Here is a 14,896-nt window from a genome sequence, read left to right as displayed (position 1 = left end):
CTGCTGTGGCAACGGCCGTAACGCTAGTGCTCGCGGGTGCTGTCAACCAGCGCCATTTCTTCACTGGTCAGCAGCTTGTCGATATCCACCAGCACCAGCATGCGGTCATCCAGGCTGCCCAGGCCGCTAAGGAAGTCGGACGACAGCGTCACCCCGAACTCCGGCGCCGGCTTGATCTGGTCAGGCGTCAGCGTCATCACATCGGAAACGCCATCCACCACGATACCCACGATGCGATCTCCCACGTTGACCACGATCACCACGGTCTGACCGCCGTATTCGACATTCTCCAGGCGAAACTTGATGCGCAAATCGACAATCGGCACGATCACGCCGCGCAGATTGGTCACGCCCTTGATGAAGTCCGGCGCGTTGGCAATCCGCGTGACGTTTTCATAGCCGCGGATTTCCTGCACTTTGAGGATATCGATGGCGTATTCTTCTTCGCCCAGGGAAAACACCAGAAATTCGCGGTTGTCCGCTTCTGCAGCGGCCAGCACTGCATCGTTATTCGCTTGGCTCATGACGGCTCAGCCTCCTTTGACAAGACCGGGGTGGGGTGATTGGCAATTTTGCCGGCTTCTTTCTGATCACGGTTCAGGCGGTGCAGGGCGGTGATGTCCAGAATCAGCGACACGCTACCGTCACCAAGGATGGTGGCGGCCGAAACGCCGGGCACCTTGCGGTAGTTGTCTTCCAGGTTTTTCACCACCACCTGCTGCTGGCCGATCAACTCATCGACCAGCATGGCGTAGCGATGGCCTTCGCCCTGCACGATGACCGCAATGCTTTTGGTCGGGTCGGTAATGGCGCCCTGCACGTCGAGCACTTCGTGAATGGCGATGACCGGCAGGTATTCGTCGCGCACCTTGAGCACCACGTCATCGCCGGCCATCGCGTACATGTCTTCTTTGGTCGGCTGCAGCGATTCCAGCACGGCGGTCAACGGCAGAATAAAGGTTTCCGCGCCCACCTTGATGGACATGCCGTCAAGAATGGCCAGCGTCAGCGGCAGCACCACACGCGTGTTGGTGCCCTCGCCCTTTTTCGACTGGATTTCGACGCGCCCGCCCATGCCCTGGATATTACGCTTGACCACGTCCATGCCGACGCCGCGGCCCGAGACGTCGGTGACTTCCTTGGCGGTAGAAAAGCCCGGTGAAAAAATCAGCTGCCAGACATCTTCATCCGCCATGGTATCGCTGACGTTCAGGCCGTTCTCACGCGCCTTTTTCAGCAGCACGTCGCGGTCCATCCCGGCGCCGTCGTCTTTCACCTCGATCAGGATGTTGCCGCCCTGATGACGCGCTGCAAGCGTTAGCTTGCCGGTGCGCGGCTTGCCCACGGCTTCGCGCACATCCGGCATTTCAATGCCGTGATCCAGGCTATTGCGCACCAGGTGAGTGAGCGGATCGGTAATGCGCTCAACCAGGCTTTTATCCAGCTCGGTGGACTTGCCCTCGGTAACCAGCTCGATGTCCTTGTTGAGCTTGCTGGCGGTGTCGCGCACCACGCGGGGAAAACGGCTGAAGACGAATTCCATCGGTATCATGCGGATCGACATCACCGATTCCTGCAGGTCGCGGGCGTTGCGCTGCAGCAGGCTCATGCCGTTTTGCAGCGCGCTGTTGCCGACTGACTGGTCGTCGAGATCGCTGACCGTTTGATCAAGCATCGACTGGGTAATGATCAGCTCGCCCACCAGATTGATGACCTGGTCCACCTTGTCGACCGAGACGCGAATCGACGACTCGGCTGCGGCTTTCTTTTTCGGCTTGGTTTTTTTCGCCGGCGCTTCTTTCGTCGGCGCCTCTTTGGGGGCTGCTGTTGGTTCCGGCTGAGCACTTTGCGGCTCTGGCTCGGGCGGCGCAGGTGCGGGCGGCGGCGTATCGTCGGCCGATGACGCCGCCGACGTAATCTCGATCTGCCCGGGCTCGATGATAAAACACATCACGGCTTCGATATCGTCAGCGCTGGTCGAGCCGCTTAGCACTATCTCGTAACGTGCGTCATCACCCGATTGTTCAAGCACGCTGCCCAGCTGCTCCAGCTCTTCAACCAGCAGCGTGCGGTCGTGTTCATCCACGCCCAGCAGCAGCACCCGCAGTGCCTGCGCGCTCGTTTCGGGTGCAGCAGAGGACGTTATTTCTATCTGCTCGGGTTCGATAATAAAGCACATCACGGCTTCAATATCGTCCGCGCTGGCGGTGGTGCCAAGCGTCACCTCATAGCGTGTGTCATCGCCCGACTGCGCCAGCACGTCACCCAGCTGCTCAAGCTCTTCAACCAGTGGCATGCGATCTTTGTCACCCACGCCCAGCAGCACCACCTGTAGCGTTGCGCTGCTGCCGTGATCGTCAGCGGAGGCAGCGGGTTCCGGCTCGGCCTGGGGCGGGGCACTGGCGGCAGGCGCACCGCCGGCGTCCAGCTCCATGCCCATTTCGTCAACGGCAATTTGCTGCAGGGTCCGGCAAATACGCTCGAAGGTGTCGTGGTCGGGCTCTGCCTCACTGCGGTAGGCATTGAGCTGCTCGTGCATGATGTCTTTAGCCTCTAAAAACGTATCAACGAGGTCGGTACGCAGCGCAAGCTCACCTTTACGCGCGTAATCAAGCAGGTTTTCAAAAATATGCGTGGTTTTTTGCAGCACGCTGAAACCGAAAGTACCTGCGCCGCCCTTGATCGAGTGGGCGGCGCGGAAAATGGCGTTCAGCTGCTCGCTGTCCGGATCGTCAACATCCAGATCCAGCAGGTGCTGCTCCATATCGGCCAGCAGCTCTTCGGCTTCTTCAAAAAAGGTGTCATAAAAATCCGTTATATCCATGCTGCTCCACCTTGCTAGGTCATCTTTTTATGCCAAAAGAGGCTTATGCTGAAAGAGGCGTTGCTCACAAAGCCCGGCTACGGCTCAGGCGCGTCCTGTTGTGCCGCGCCGGATTCGTCGACGCCTTCCTGCTCTGACGGCAGCAGCGGCGAAGGCATTTCCGCCATAACGTTCGGATGACGAATGGCCTCGGCAATTTCCGGCAGCAGTACCAAAAGTTCGATGCGCCGGTTGGCCGGATCATTTGGCTTGGTGTCCGGCAAAATGACACGATCGGCAAAACCTGAAACGCGCAGCAGTTGATCAGGATCCAGCCCCCCTTCAAGCAACTCACGCCGCGAGGCGTTGGCACGATCACTGGACAACCCCCAGTTACTGTAACCGCGATAGCCACCGGCATAGGCCACGCTGTCGGTATGGCCGCTGATGCTCAGATCATTGGGCAATTCATTGAGCAGTGGCGCCATGGTGCGCAGCAGGTTACGCATATACGGCTCCACCTGATCGCTGCCGAGTTTGAACATCGGCCGCCGTTCGGTATCAAAAAGCTGTATTCGCAGCCCTTCCCGGGTGAGATCAAAGCGCATTTGGTCGCGCAGCTGGCGCAGCTCTTCATCCTCGGCAATGGCGCGCTCTATGCGCTCCTGAAGGTTGCGGACAAAACGCCGCTCTTCAAGGCTTGGCCGCGTGCGCTGCAAGGCGTCGATGCGTGCGCGCTCACCGGCGCTGTGCGAAGGGTCGGGGCCACCGCCGGGTATGACGCTGGTGCTGCCCGAGCCATCGCCGCCCGTAATGGCAGTGACCAACGGCGTGCTGAAGTATTCCGCTACTCCAATACGCTGCTCTTCACTTGCCGAACTGAGGATCCACATGACCAGAAAGAGCGCCATCAACGCCGTCATGAAATCCGCCAGGGCGATTTTCCAGGCACCGCCATGATGCGCGTGAACCACCTTTTTACGCCGAATAATAATCGGGCGCCGGTCTCCTCCCTGACTCATGCACTGCCTGCCTTCTTGGCCTCGCGGACGTAATCTTCAAGCTCGGAGAACGAAGGCCGCTCAGCGTTATGCAACGCCTTGCGCCCGAACTCAACGGCAATTTGTGGCGCATAGCCGTGCAGACTTGCCAGCAGGGTGACGCGAATGCACTGGAGCATTTTTTCGGCTTCCTTGGCCTGACAGCCCAGGTGGCTGGCCGCCGGCATCACAAAGCCATAGCCCAGCAGAATGCCCAGAAAGGTGCCCACGAGTGCGTGGGCGATCATTTCGCCCATCTCTGCCGCACTGGCATCGGCATAGGTCAGCGCCTTGACCACCCCCATGACCGCCGCCACGATACCAAACGCCGGCATGGCGTCGCCCACCTTGTGAATGGCATCAATGGGAATATGTGCTTCCTGCTCAAAGACTTCGATCTCGTGCAGCATCAGCTCGTCGATTTCCATCGGCTCCATGCCGCCGCTGACCATCAGGCGCAGATAGTCGGTCAGAAAGTTCAGAATATGCGGGTCAGCCAGCAATAGCGGGTGTTCCTGAAACAGCGCGCTGTCCTGAGGGTTATCAATATCGCGTTCGATGCCCAGCATACCCTCGCGACGAATCTTGGACAGCAGCTTGAACTGCAGCGCCATCAGCTCCATGTACATGGCACGGTTGTATTTTTTGGTACGCTTGAGCTTGGGGAATATCTTGAACGTGGCCTTGATGGCCTTGCCGTTATTGGAGGCAATAAAGGCCCCTACCCCTGCCCCACCGATGATCAAAAGTTCAAGTGGCTGGTAGATGGGACCCAGACTCCCGCCGGACAGCACATAACCGCCGAATACCGACAGCAGTACCACTACATAACCTAAAAGAAGAATCACAGGCGGTATCCTTTAGCCCTTGTCATGAAACGACGCCGCAGCGAGCAGCGCCCTGCTCGTCTGCTATAGCGCTCTACTCTATAAAGTCGGCCTCACGCCGCCGTTCTTGAATTATTTATCGCATCGGACGGTATTTTTTGTTTTGCGCGTCTTGCCGGCCCGCGATGGCGGCTGGCAAATACCACAGACATATTCCTGCGTGGGCGTATGGGCATGGGTGACAAAGTGTCCGGCGCAGCGCGTGCACGTTGCCAGCTGCAATATATCGCTTTCAAAAAAGCGCACCAGCGTCCATGCCCGGGTCAATCCCAGCACGGGCTCCACGCCATCCAGCGCTATCTGCTCATCATAAAGCCGGTACGCCTTGACGAAAGCGTCAATGCGCTCACAGCAGGTCCGGGTTAAAAAGCTGACGTATATATTATAGAAAAGCGATGAGTGAATATTGGGCAGCCAGGTCACAAACCAGTCAGCGGAAAAGGGCAACATGCCTTTGGGCGGCGACATGCCGCGCACTTCCTTGTAAAGCCGGATCAGCCGCGTACGGCTCAGCTCGGTTTCCGTTTCCAGCACCTGAAGTCGCGCTCCCAATTCGATGAGCTCAATGGCCAGCTGTACCTGGTTCATTTCATCCATCAGGCTTTTCTGACTCACTTGCTGCCTCTTTCCGTCAACGTTTCAAACGACGCATCGGCCAGCAGCAGCGAGGCATGCAGCCCGGTCAGCCCCTGATCGCGAGGGTTGTGCGTGACCTGACGCAGACGCTCGGCGCTGACGGGGCCGAACCGGCACAGCAGCTGATTACTGCGGGCCAGCTGGGTGAGCTGCCGGGCATTGAGTGACAGCAGCAGGTCAGCCATATCGGCATCGACTTTCAGGCGGAACATGCCCGCCTCGCGATCTTCACCCAGCAGGCGCTGAGCCAGCAGCAGGTAGGCCAGGTTCATTTCCTGTATTTCGTCGAAAAAGCTCGTATGACTCATGATGTCCTATGGGAGTTGGCGCTATTTTTGCTCTTGTCATTGCGCGTTCGTGCACATTATGTCCTTAAACGCGGCCTACAATGCAAGGGCTAACCACCAAGTGTCAACGTAACGGCGCCACGCCCTCCCCGGAAAGCTCAAACACCCACACCAGAAGCTCAGCGACAACCTGATAAAGGCTAGCGGGTATTTCTTCGTCAATATTGAGCTGCATCAGCAAAGCGACAATCTCTGGCGCATCGTGAACATAAATGCCTTGACGCGTTGCCTCCGACATAATGCGCTCGGCCAGCTCACCATAGCCCTTGGCGACCACCCGCGGCGCGCTTTCATGATCCTGATACGCCAGCGCAACGGCCTGACGACGCCCCTCACCGTTACTCATCATCAGCCTCGCTCAGATAGTGCGCGCTTACGCTAACGCGCTGCAGGTCAAGCGCAGACAGCCGGTTTTCCAGCCGAGACAACCCCTCCTCCAGGCACTCGTGGACCTCCGCGCTGGACGTGGTCAAGTCCACGCTTAACGTGTTTTTATACAGGCGCAGGGAGGCTTCGAAAGCACCCAGACTGGGCACCTCCAGCCGTATGTCCGACTGCCAGCCCTCCTGGGACTCATCCCGCGCGGATTCCTGTTCAGCGTTCTGCTCGTCAGGACGCTTGGGCAAATTGACCACCAACGCCATAAAAATGCCGGCCCATACATCGCCCTCCCAGCGGATAGTGGGCGCCACCAGCATTTCCAGCTGCTGGCGCACCAGGCTTTGCAGGCTTTCATGCACCACGTCGCGTGATTTATGCGCCGCGGCCATTTCCAGCATATCCCGCATGCCCGCAACCTCAGCACGCGCGCCTTCCATAGGAGGCACTGCGCTCTGCGGGGGAGGCATCGCCGCTGCGGTAGTTGTCGCGGTGTGGCCACTGGCCGTTGCCACCGTCGGCAACAATACGCTGCCGGGCAGCACGGGCCCCGAACCGCCCTGCGCACCGGCTGCTGACGTCGGCAATGCGGCGGCAGGCAGGGAGTGGCCGGGCAAGATAAACGGCACCGGTGTCGGCAGCAACAGCGGTGGCGCATTGGCCACCAGAGGATTTTGTATCAGCGCAGGCGCAGCACTCGCACTGCTGGCCGGGGCCACAGCCCTTGCGCCAGCTGCGGCGGGATCGGCCATCGGCAGTGGACGCACACCGGGCTGCATTTGCGGCTCACGCAGCAGCTGCTGACGCGGCATGTCGCCCTGAAACCAGCGCTTGAGATGCGCTTCGTAAAACAGACCGCTGTCGCGCACGCTGGCTTCAATACGCTGCGCCAGCACCTGCGGGGCAGGCGGCTCTGCCGTGGACATCAGCGGTGCCGGAGTGCGCAGAACGGAAGGCGGCGCAGGAAAACGCACCAGAAGGTCAGCAATGCTGCGCGCCGCCGGGCTGAAGTGGGTCTGCGTGGAACCCGGCGCCGATGCTGCGGTGCCATCTCCGCGCCCGGCAGTGCGCAAGGCATCAGGCTGTGGGGGCAGCCGGTTGAGCTCGCCAAGCCGTGGATCCGCGCGCGCGTCCAGACGCGAGTCGCTGCGTAGCGCGCGTGGCCCGTCCCCCGGATCGATCGGCCTCACCGGCACATTGAGCTCTTTCGGCGCGACGTTGCCGCCCTTGCCCAGCACCTGATGCAGGAGGGTATCAATCAGCGGCGTGATGGTACTCACGTCGTCCTCTTCACATCATCTTCATGATGCGTATAAAAAGCGTCAGTAGCTCCCTGTTGCGGACCATAGGCACGATGCAGCCGACGCTCGCGCTCAGACACGTCAATCAGCTTGCTGAGCTCGTCGCGCCTGGCCACGAGCTGGCGACGCACCGTGGCATCGTGCTCCAGAATACGTTCGAGAAGTTCGGCCTTGCGCTGTTGCCCGTCGGCATCCAGGGCAACGCCGGCATCCAGGTGCCGCAGCTTGTCGACCAGCATGACGTATTGGGTGCGCTGCTCGATAAGCTCGGCCCACTGCTCGGCGCTGGCCAGCTCGTGCATATGCGCGGCGCTATCCAGCAGCGTGGCATAGGCATCAAGCAGCGTTTGCTGAGTCATTGCATCATCGGCGGACGTAGACGGGTTCATGGGTGCCTCATGCACTTTGCGGCTGGCCAATGTCGCGCCAGGCGGATGCGATATCGTCAAGCAGCCGCTCGGCGTCGTCCAGGCTTGCTTCATCGTTACGCAGATTGGCCGTCAGCAACAGTCGGGCAATATAGTCGTACAACGCGCCCAGCCGCTCGGCGATTTCTCCGCCTTTTTCCTGATCAAGCGCCGCCACCAAACCGTTGTTGATGATATCCAGCGCCCTGGAGATGGACTTGCCCTTCTCCACCGTATTACCCGCCTGCATGTGAATACGCGCCGCACGCATGGCGGTATTGGCACCGTCAAACAGCATGACGATAAGCTGATGGGGGTTTGCTGACATGACGCCGCTTTCCACGCCAACCCGCGCGTAGGCGCTGGCTCCCTGCCCATAGGCGGTGGCACCGCGAGAATAAGTCATAAACATCGCCTCCTGAGGGTCAGACCCGCCGCCACAATGGCGGACCGGAAAATACTGATGCCGGCAGACGCTCCCGCGCCGGCTTCAAGAATATATCGGCAGATTACGTTATGACTTTAGCCACTGCCTGAGTTTTCGCGGATCAGGTGGATACCGCCACTTCACCCACCGGCTGACCCAGCCGCTCGGTGACGTTGGCGCGGACCATCTCGCCCAGATTCTTCGATGTCGGGGGCTCCGGCCGTGCCGTGATCTGCACTTCAACCGGATTGCCCTGCTGATTCACGCGCAGCACCCAGGCGAGCTGGTCGCTTGAAAAACGTACCAGCGATCCTACCGGCAGCGTTTTGAAATGTGCGACATAGCGCTTGATCCAGCGCGGATCAAACTGGTGCGGATGGCGCAGCAGATGACGATAAATTTGCTGCACCGTACGCGCCGGACGGTCCGCGCGATCACGGCGCATGGCCTCCACTACGTCTACCACGGCGCCGGCGCGCGCCAGCTCGTTGAGTTGCTCGCCGGTTATCCCCTGAGGATAGCCGCTGCCGTCCATCCGTTCATTAATGCCGCCAATCACGGCCTGGGCAATATTGGCTGATAACCAGTGACAGCCGCGCAGGCGTTCCAGCAGCAGCGGCACGTGCTCTTGCAACGTCTGGCGATGCGGCGCATCAAACGCGGCCGCCTGAAACAGCACCTGCGGCACCAGCGCCTTGCCCAGGTCGTGGACCATGCCGCTGGCGGCAATGGCCTTGCGCACGTCTCGTGGCATATTGGCGCCGGTCAAATCCAGCAGCTGCACCGCTACCGCCAGGCTATGGCGCACCAGCAGCGGTTCGCGAGTCATGCAGCGCGTGGCAAACAGCAACGCTTCGCGATCTTCTTCATGGAGCAACAGCAGCCGGTCGGCATAGTGTGAAAGCTGGCGCGAATCGACGTTACTGCCGCTTTGCAACAGCAGCATCTGCGCATCCAGAAACGCCGCCACCTTGGCCAGACGCCGCGCCACGGGCGTTGCATAGTGCGCAAACTCGCGGCGCCCGACATGGTCACCGGCCAGGCGCTTCTGCGGCGTTTCAAATAGCGGGGAAGGCTGACGCTCGCCTTTGGCTTCCTTATGGTAGCGCGAGGCTTCACGCTCAATTTCACAGACGAAATACCATATCTGGCGCTCTTGATCGGCGCTGCATTGGGCAAAGCGCAGGCCGGCGCGCAAAAGCTGCTGCTCCGGGTCGGTGTTCTGATGCCGCACCGTTCCCTGCACGGCAAAACGGGTACCGTCCGGAAAGCCCAGCTCCAGCCTGAGGGGGTAGCTCTGCGCCTCGGTCAGTATACCGCTCGCCGCCAGCGGCAGCTCAAGCTGACAGCCGGCCTGTGACAGGTCACGCAGCTCGCCCTGCACCGCCTCATGGCTTTGCCCCAGCAGCGTGGCCGTCACTTTCATGCCCATGCGCAGCTCAGCGCGAAACGACTCGCGCTGTTGCAGCACTCCCAGTGAGGCGGGATAGTCGCTGCAGCACAAATAGCGCCCGCCAACGCGGCGCACCTCCGTCAGTGTAAGCCGTGGCGTGCGCACCATCTTGCCCTTGACCTGCCCGCGCAGGAAAAACCCTTCGCCTTCCTGCAAGCGTATGACCAAGTGCTCAACCGATGACAAGTCCATCACCAGCATGTGGTCGGGATGCTGCTCCATCAGTACGATCGGCTCTGGCCGCGTCTCTGGCTCGTCAAGACACAGCAGCACGCCGCCACTTTCAATCAACGCATTCAATAGCGTAGCGATTTCCGTCGTTCCACCCACTGTTTCGTACTGTTTATCCCGCGCTTCCATCCCTTGCCCCGCCTCTCATATGCCCTAAAGCAATAAACCCGAGCTTGTCAAAAAAAACGTTTTATACTAAAGCTTTTTGATAGCGCTGCCGATATGTTTCATGCGGCTGCGCGATAAAAAACAGCCTATTTGCGACAGTCTGGCGATACGTTACTCAATCACCTGACTGTCGAGACGGAAATCCAAGAGGAAGGAATCATGCACCCACCGTTTATTGATGCGTCGAGTACGCTCTCGACCCCCGCCCGGCAAGACGTCACAGCGCGACAGCGCCTGGAAGGCGTGCTGGAAAAACTGCCGGCACCGGGGACTCAGCGCTCTCCGGAAGCACAGGACCGGCCGATCAATCCTGCCGAGCTGGTTGAGCCCATTCAACGCATCAATGACGTCATGCGCCAGCACGGTCTGGAGTTTGATCTCAGCGACGAGCGCACCCGCGTTGTCACCCGCGTAGTAGATAGCCAGTCAGGCGAGGTGATTCGCCAGATTCCCGCTGAAGAAGTCCTGCGCATTGCCGAACGCCTGGGAGAAATGCAAGGCAACCTCCTGTCCTCACAGGCCTGATCTTCCACTCACGCCACAAAAAAGGCGCCGCGTGAATCACGCAGCGCCTGACAACTTTTGTGCTTTACAGCGTTGCCGAAAGGCAGCAAGCCTACTCAGACCTGCATGTTCATCACGTCGCGATAGGCGGAAACCAGCCGGTTGCGCACCTGAAGCCCCATCTCGGATGCGACGCTGGCCTTCTGCATATCCATCATGACATCGTTGAGCTCGAGGTTTGAATCCCCCGACTGAAACGCCTGCGCCTGACTTGCCGCGGTTTGCTTCAGCTCGTTGATGCGATGCAGCGAAGCCGCCAGCTCACTGCCAAAACTCCCCTGCTTCGTATCCACGGCATCCGCTGCCTGAGCGCCCTGCAACGGCGACTGACTGGCCTGGGAAGCGAGGCTTTGCATTTGCTGTAGCGCTGACTGAATCGCGGGCGACGTCATAAACATGCCTTAAACGCTGAAAGATGGAATAATAGGGGAAGTTTAACACCGGTAGGATGAGTCTTATACGAACAAATGCGTATAAAAACCGGGGCTTTTCCTTACTTCGGGGTGGACGCACCGCCGGATAATGGCGTTCATCATAATTCCGCCCCACTAAGCGTGCAGATATTCATGCTTACGGATACTCACGCTTGCGGACAATCGCGATTGACGGATATAGCCTATGCTTTCTTTGGTGATGCGCCTTGACCATCACCGGTTTTGTTTGCTTACCCGGAGGGTAGCATGAGCGAAACCGGTGCAACGGCAGGCCGTCAGAACACGACAACAGCATCTTCAAACAGCGCCAACGCAGCGAACAACGAAAGCGCTGCGTCACCCGCTGGCCGCTTCATGCAGCAGCTACGTCGCAATCCGCTTGTTGCCCTGCTTATTGCCGGGGCGGCAAGCATTGCCGTGGTGGCAGCGCTGCTGATGTGGGCAAGCAGCCCCGAATATCGCGTGCTGTACAGCAACCTGGACGAGACTGACGGCGGCCGCATCATTACCGAGTTGGACACCCGCGGCATACCTTACCGTTTCAGCAATAACGGCCAGGCGCTGATGGTGCCCGGCGAAAACGTCCACGCGCTGCGGCTGCAGCTGGCTGAACAGGGCCTGCCACGCGGCGGCAACGTCGGACTCGAGCTGCTGGACGATCAGGCCTTCGGCATCAGCCAGTTTGCCGAGCAGGTAAACTACCAGCGCGGCCTGGAAGGCGAGCTTGCCCGCTCGATTGAATCGCTCGGCCCCGTGGAAGACGTGCGCGTGCACCTGTCCATGGCCAAGCCCTCGGTCTTCATCCGTGATCGTGAGCCGGCCAAAGCCTCGGTGGTACTGACGCTGCTACCCGGCCGCGTGCTGGGCCAGGGGCAGGTCAGCGCCGTCGTGCATATGGTGTCGAGCAGCGTCCCCGAGCTTGCCGCGGCCGACGTTACAGTGGTCAATCAGGACGGGCTGCTGCTCTCCGCCGACACCGGCAAAAACAACGACCTCGACGGCTCTCAGCTGAAATACATCACTGAGGTCGAACGTTCGTACCAGCGGCGTATCGAAAATATCCTCACCCCCATTCTGGGCGCGGAGAACGTGCGTGCGCAGGTTGCCGCACAGATCGACTTTTCCCATCGTGAACAAACTTCGGAAACCTACGGCCCCAATCAGCCGCCCAACGAGGCCGCGGTGCGCAGCCGTCAGTTCAGCGTTTCGCTCGACGGCGACGACCCGTTGGCGTCCGGCGTTCCCGGTGCGCTAAGCAACACCCCGCCGGGCACGGCCATATCGCCGATCAATGGCGCCGATGCTCAGACAGATGATCAACAGGACGACCCGCAGGGCAATCAGCAAAACGCTCAGGCAACCGACAATGCCAATAACAACGCGGTGCGCCGTCTCAATCAGGATGACGTGATCAACTACGAGGTTGACCGCAACGTTGAGCACGTCAAATATCGCCGCGGCCAGGTCGAGCGCCTGACCGCCGCCGTGGTCGTCGACTACCGCGATGAAATGAACGACGAAGGCGAGTGGGAACAAACCGCGCTGACCGACGACGAAGTGCGCCAGATTGAAAGCCTCGTACGCCAGGCCATGGGCTTCACGCCGGTGCGCGGCGACGCCATCGAAGTGGTCAATACGCCCTTCGCCGAGCTCGTCGAAGACGAGACGGTGACGCCGTGGTGGCAGCAGCGCGAGATTCTGGCCATGGCCGCCAGTCTTGGCCGCTACCTGCTGGTCGGGCTTGCCGCCCTGCTGCTTTACCTGCTGATTCTGCGCCCGCTAATCAAGCGCTACACGCAGCAGCCGCTGGTTGCCGCCGCACCCGGTGGCACACTCAGCACCAGCGTAGGGGACGACGACGCGGCGGACGCCGACGACAACGCCGAGAGCGACGAGGAAACCTACGAGAAGCCGCAACGCAAGCGTAAAACATCGCTTTACGAGCACAACCTCAATGATCTTCGCGAAATGGCCCAGGAAGACCCCCGCATGGTCGCCATGATCATTCGCAGCTGGATGAATTCCCAATGAGCGCAGTCGAAGCAATGAGCGGCGCACGTAGAAGCGCCATTCTGTTACTCGCCCTGGATGAAGACAGCGCCGCTGAAGTCTTCAAATATCTGGGCGCCAACGAAGTACAGGAAATCAGCCTGGAGATGACGCGTCTCCAGCAGGTTTCCCACGAAGACATGAAAGCCGTGCTTGAAGCCTTCCAGCATGAAACCGAAGACTTCGTCGCGCTGAATCTCAACTCCAGCGAACACATCCGTTCAGTGCTGACCAAGGCGCTGGGCAGCGAGCGTGCCACCAGCCTGATCGAGGACATTCTCGAAACCACCGGGGAAAACTCAGGCATTGATGCGCTCAACCTGATGGAAGCCTCGATGGTCGCCGAGCTGATCCGCGACGAACACCCCCAGATCATTGCCACCATTCTGGTGCATCTGGAACGCCATCAGGCGGCCGACATTCTCGAGCTGTTCGACGAAAAGCTGCGCAACGACGTCGTCTTGCGTGTAGCCACCTTCAGCGGCGTCCAGCCCGCCGCGCTGCAGGAACTGACCGAAGTGCTCAGCAGCATGCTGGACGGCCAGAACCTCAAGCGCAGCAAGATGGGCGGGGTGCGTACCGCAGCCGAAATTCTCAACCTGATGAACACGTCTCAGGAAGAGGTCGCCATCGAGACCGTGCGCTCGCACAGCGAAGATCTGGCACAGAAAATTATCGACGAAATGTTCCTGTTCGAGAACCTGCTCGACCTCGACAACCGCGCGATCCAGATGGTGCTCCAGGAAGTCGACACCAACTCGCTGGTGGTGGCACTCAAGGGTGCCGAAGACGTGCTGGTCGACAAGTTCCTGCGCAACATGTCTCAGCGCGCCTCCGACCTGATCCGCGAAGACATGGAAGCCCGCGGCCCGATCCGCGTGTCTCAGGTAGAAACCGAGCAGAAAGCCATTCTGCAAGTCGTGCGCCGACTCGCCGACGCCGGCGAAGTCGTACTGGCCGGCGGAGACGATGCCTATGTCTAAATCGGGCGCATTTAATCGACACAAGACCGACCGCCCCGCTGCCGAGTTTGACCGCGATGGCAGCTGGCAGCGCTGGCAGATGGATGAGTTGCAACAGCCGCCTCAGCCCCGGCAAAGCAGTCAGACCTCGCAGCATCAGCAGCGCGCTGCCGCCGCCCGGCAAGCCGCAGAGCAGGCGCGCAAGCGCGACGCCGAAAAACGTCAGGCGCTGTACGACGAAGTCCGCCGGAAAGCCGAAGAAGAGGGCTACCAGGCGGGGTTTGAGCGCGGCCGTCAGGAGGGTCAGGCGCAGGGGCTTGACGCCGGGCGCGAGCAGGCACAGCAAGAACTTGAACAGCAGATACAGCAAGCCGTTGCCCCTCTTGAGCCGCTTGCACGTCAATTTACCGACGCGCTTGAACAGCTTGACGACGGCATTGCACAAAGCCTCGTCGAACTCGCGCTGGAAACCGGCAAGCACCTGGCCGGCGACGCGCTTGATGCATCCCCCGAGTATATCCTGCGGGTGGTGCGAGACCTGCTGCACACCGAGCCGCCGCTGGTCGGCCAGCAACGGCTCTGGCTGAATGCCGACGATCATGATCTTGTCGCCCGGCATCTCGGCGATGAGTTGAACGCAGCCGGCTGGAAACTACAGCCCGATGCCCAGCTGGGGCGCGGCAGCTGCCGCGTGACCAGCGCGCAGGGCGACCTTGACGCCACCTTTGAAAGCCGCTGGCAGGCGATCAATACGCGCAAGCGCAAGCGCGACGCCTCCCCCACACACTCGAGCCTTTAAGCCTTTTAAT

Annotated in this window: 16 protein-coding genes; 4 read left to right on the top strand and 12 right to left on the bottom strand. The window is 60.1% G+C overall.

Going from position 1 to position 14,896, the window contains the following annotated elements:
• Nucleotides 1-23: 23 nt before the first annotated feature.
• The 11 genes from cheW to B5495_RS10245 form a co-directional block, all read right to left on the bottom strand.
• Nucleotides 24-524 carry a chemotaxis protein CheW gene (gene cheW / locus B5495_RS10295; protein WP_079553487.1) on the bottom strand — a complete coding sequence of 167 codons (501 nt, stop codon included), beginning with the start codon at nt 522-524 and terminating at the stop codon, nt 24-26.
• Nucleotides 521-2,824 (bottom strand): chemotaxis protein CheW, encoded by a 2,304-nt coding sequence (locus B5495_RS10290; protein ID WP_079553485.1) that lies wholly within the window; start codon nt 2,822-2,824, stop codon nt 521-523. The genes cheW and B5495_RS10290 overlap by 4 nt, the downstream gene beginning before the upstream one ends.
• Nucleotides 2,825-2,901: 77 nt before the next feature.
• Nucleotides 2,902-3,825, bottom strand: coding sequence for a flagellar motor protein MotB (gene motB, locus B5495_RS10285; RefSeq protein WP_079553483.1), 924 nt, complete (start codon nt 3,823-3,825; stop codon nt 2,902-2,904).
• Nucleotides 3,822-4,691, bottom strand: a complete 870-nt coding sequence (gene motA / locus B5495_RS10280; protein ID WP_079553482.1) for a flagellar motor stator protein MotA — start codon at nt 4,689-4,691, stop codon at nt 3,822-3,824. Before motA ends, motB begins: the two co-directional genes overlap by 4 nt.
• 111 nt (nt 4,692-4,802) lie before the next feature.
• Nucleotides 4,803-5,345 (bottom strand): flagellar transcriptional regulator FlhC, encoded by a 543-nt coding sequence (gene flhC / locus B5495_RS10275; RefSeq protein WP_079553480.1) that lies wholly within the window; start codon nt 5,343-5,345, stop codon nt 4,803-4,805.
• On the bottom strand, nt 5,342-5,674 hold the full coding sequence (gene flhD / locus B5495_RS10270) for a flagellar transcriptional regulator FlhD (RefSeq protein WP_079553478.1): 333 nt from the start codon (nt 5,672-5,674) through the stop codon (nt 5,342-5,344). Before flhD ends, flhC begins: the two co-directional genes overlap by 4 nt.
• Before the next feature lie 103 nt (nt 5,675-5,777).
• On the bottom strand, nt 5,778-6,062 hold the full coding sequence (locus tag B5495_RS10265) for an EscU/YscU/HrcU family type III secretion system export apparatus switch protein (protein WP_172824559.1): 285 nt from the start codon (nt 6,060-6,062) through the stop codon (nt 5,778-5,780).
• Nucleotides 6,052-7,371 (bottom strand): flagellar hook-length control protein FliK, encoded by a 1,320-nt coding sequence (gene fliK, locus B5495_RS10260; protein WP_079553475.1) that lies wholly within the window; start codon nt 7,369-7,371, stop codon nt 6,052-6,054. The genes B5495_RS10265 and fliK overlap by 11 nt, the downstream gene beginning before the upstream one ends.
• Nucleotides 7,368-7,781 carry a flagellar protein FliT gene (fliT, locus tag B5495_RS10255; RefSeq protein ID WP_079553473.1) on the bottom strand — a complete coding sequence of 138 codons (414 nt, stop codon included), beginning with the start codon at nt 7,779-7,781 and terminating at the stop codon, nt 7,368-7,370. The genes fliK and fliT overlap by 4 nt, the downstream gene beginning before the upstream one ends.
• 7 nt (nt 7,782-7,788) lie before the next feature.
• Nucleotides 7,789-8,205, bottom strand: a complete 417-nt coding sequence (fliS, locus tag B5495_RS10250; protein WP_079555043.1) for a flagellar export chaperone FliS — start codon at nt 8,203-8,205, stop codon at nt 7,789-7,791.
• 142 nt (nt 8,206-8,347) lie between these two features.
• Nucleotides 8,348-10,039 (bottom strand): HD domain-containing phosphohydrolase, encoded by a 1,692-nt coding sequence (locus tag B5495_RS10245; protein WP_079553471.1) that lies wholly within the window; start codon nt 10,037-10,039, stop codon nt 8,348-8,350.
• Nucleotides 10,040-10,237: 198 nt separating this feature from the next.
• Between B5495_RS10245 and B5495_RS10240 the strand changes: the two genes are divergently transcribed.
• Complete coding sequence (locus tag B5495_RS10240; RefSeq protein WP_079553469.1) at nt 10,238-10,603, top strand: flagellar protein FlaG; 366 nt, start codon at nt 10,238-10,240, stop codon at nt 10,601-10,603.
• A gap of 95 nt (nt 10,604-10,698) precedes the next feature.
• Here the strand turns inward: B5495_RS10240 and fliE are convergent, their stop codons facing one another.
• The gene (fliE, locus tag B5495_RS10235; protein WP_079553467.1) at nt 10,699-11,034 is read right to left on the bottom strand and encodes a flagellar hook-basal body complex protein FliE; all 336 of its coding nucleotides are present in this window, start codon (nt 11,032-11,034) and stop codon (nt 10,699-10,701) included.
• A 288-nt stretch (nt 11,035-11,322) separates the two neighbouring features.
• Here fliE and fliF point away from each other — a divergent pair, with 288 nt between their 5' ends.
• Genes fliF through B5495_RS10220 form a run of 3 tightly spaced genes read left to right on the top strand, consistent with a single transcriptional unit; the run spans nt 11,323 to nt 14,886 of the window.
• A complete protein-coding gene (gene fliF, locus B5495_RS10230) occupies nt 11,323-13,107 on the top strand; it encodes a flagellar basal-body MS-ring/collar protein FliF (RefSeq protein WP_079553465.1) in 1,785 nt (594 codons plus the stop codon).
• Nucleotides 13,104-14,108 (top strand): flagellar motor switch protein FliG, encoded by a 1,005-nt coding sequence (gene fliG / locus B5495_RS10225; RefSeq protein ID WP_079553463.1) that lies wholly within the window; start codon nt 13,104-13,106, stop codon nt 14,106-14,108. The genes fliF and fliG overlap by 4 nt, the downstream gene beginning before the upstream one ends.
• The gene (locus B5495_RS10220) at nt 14,101-14,886 is read left to right on the top strand and encodes a flagellar assembly protein FliH (RefSeq protein ID WP_079553461.1); all 786 of its coding nucleotides are present in this window, start codon (nt 14,101-14,103) and stop codon (nt 14,884-14,886) included. The genes fliG and B5495_RS10220 overlap by 8 nt, the downstream gene beginning before the upstream one ends.
• Nucleotides 14,887-14,896 lie beyond the last annotated feature (10 nt).

The organism is Vreelandella subglaciescola (assembly GCF_900142895.1).
GTDB lineage: Bacteria > Pseudomonadota > Gammaproteobacteria > Pseudomonadales > Halomonadaceae > Vreelandella > Vreelandella subglaciescola.
Note: the sequence above shows the minus strand (reverse complement) of the source record. Positions and strands in the feature narration are given on the sequence as shown.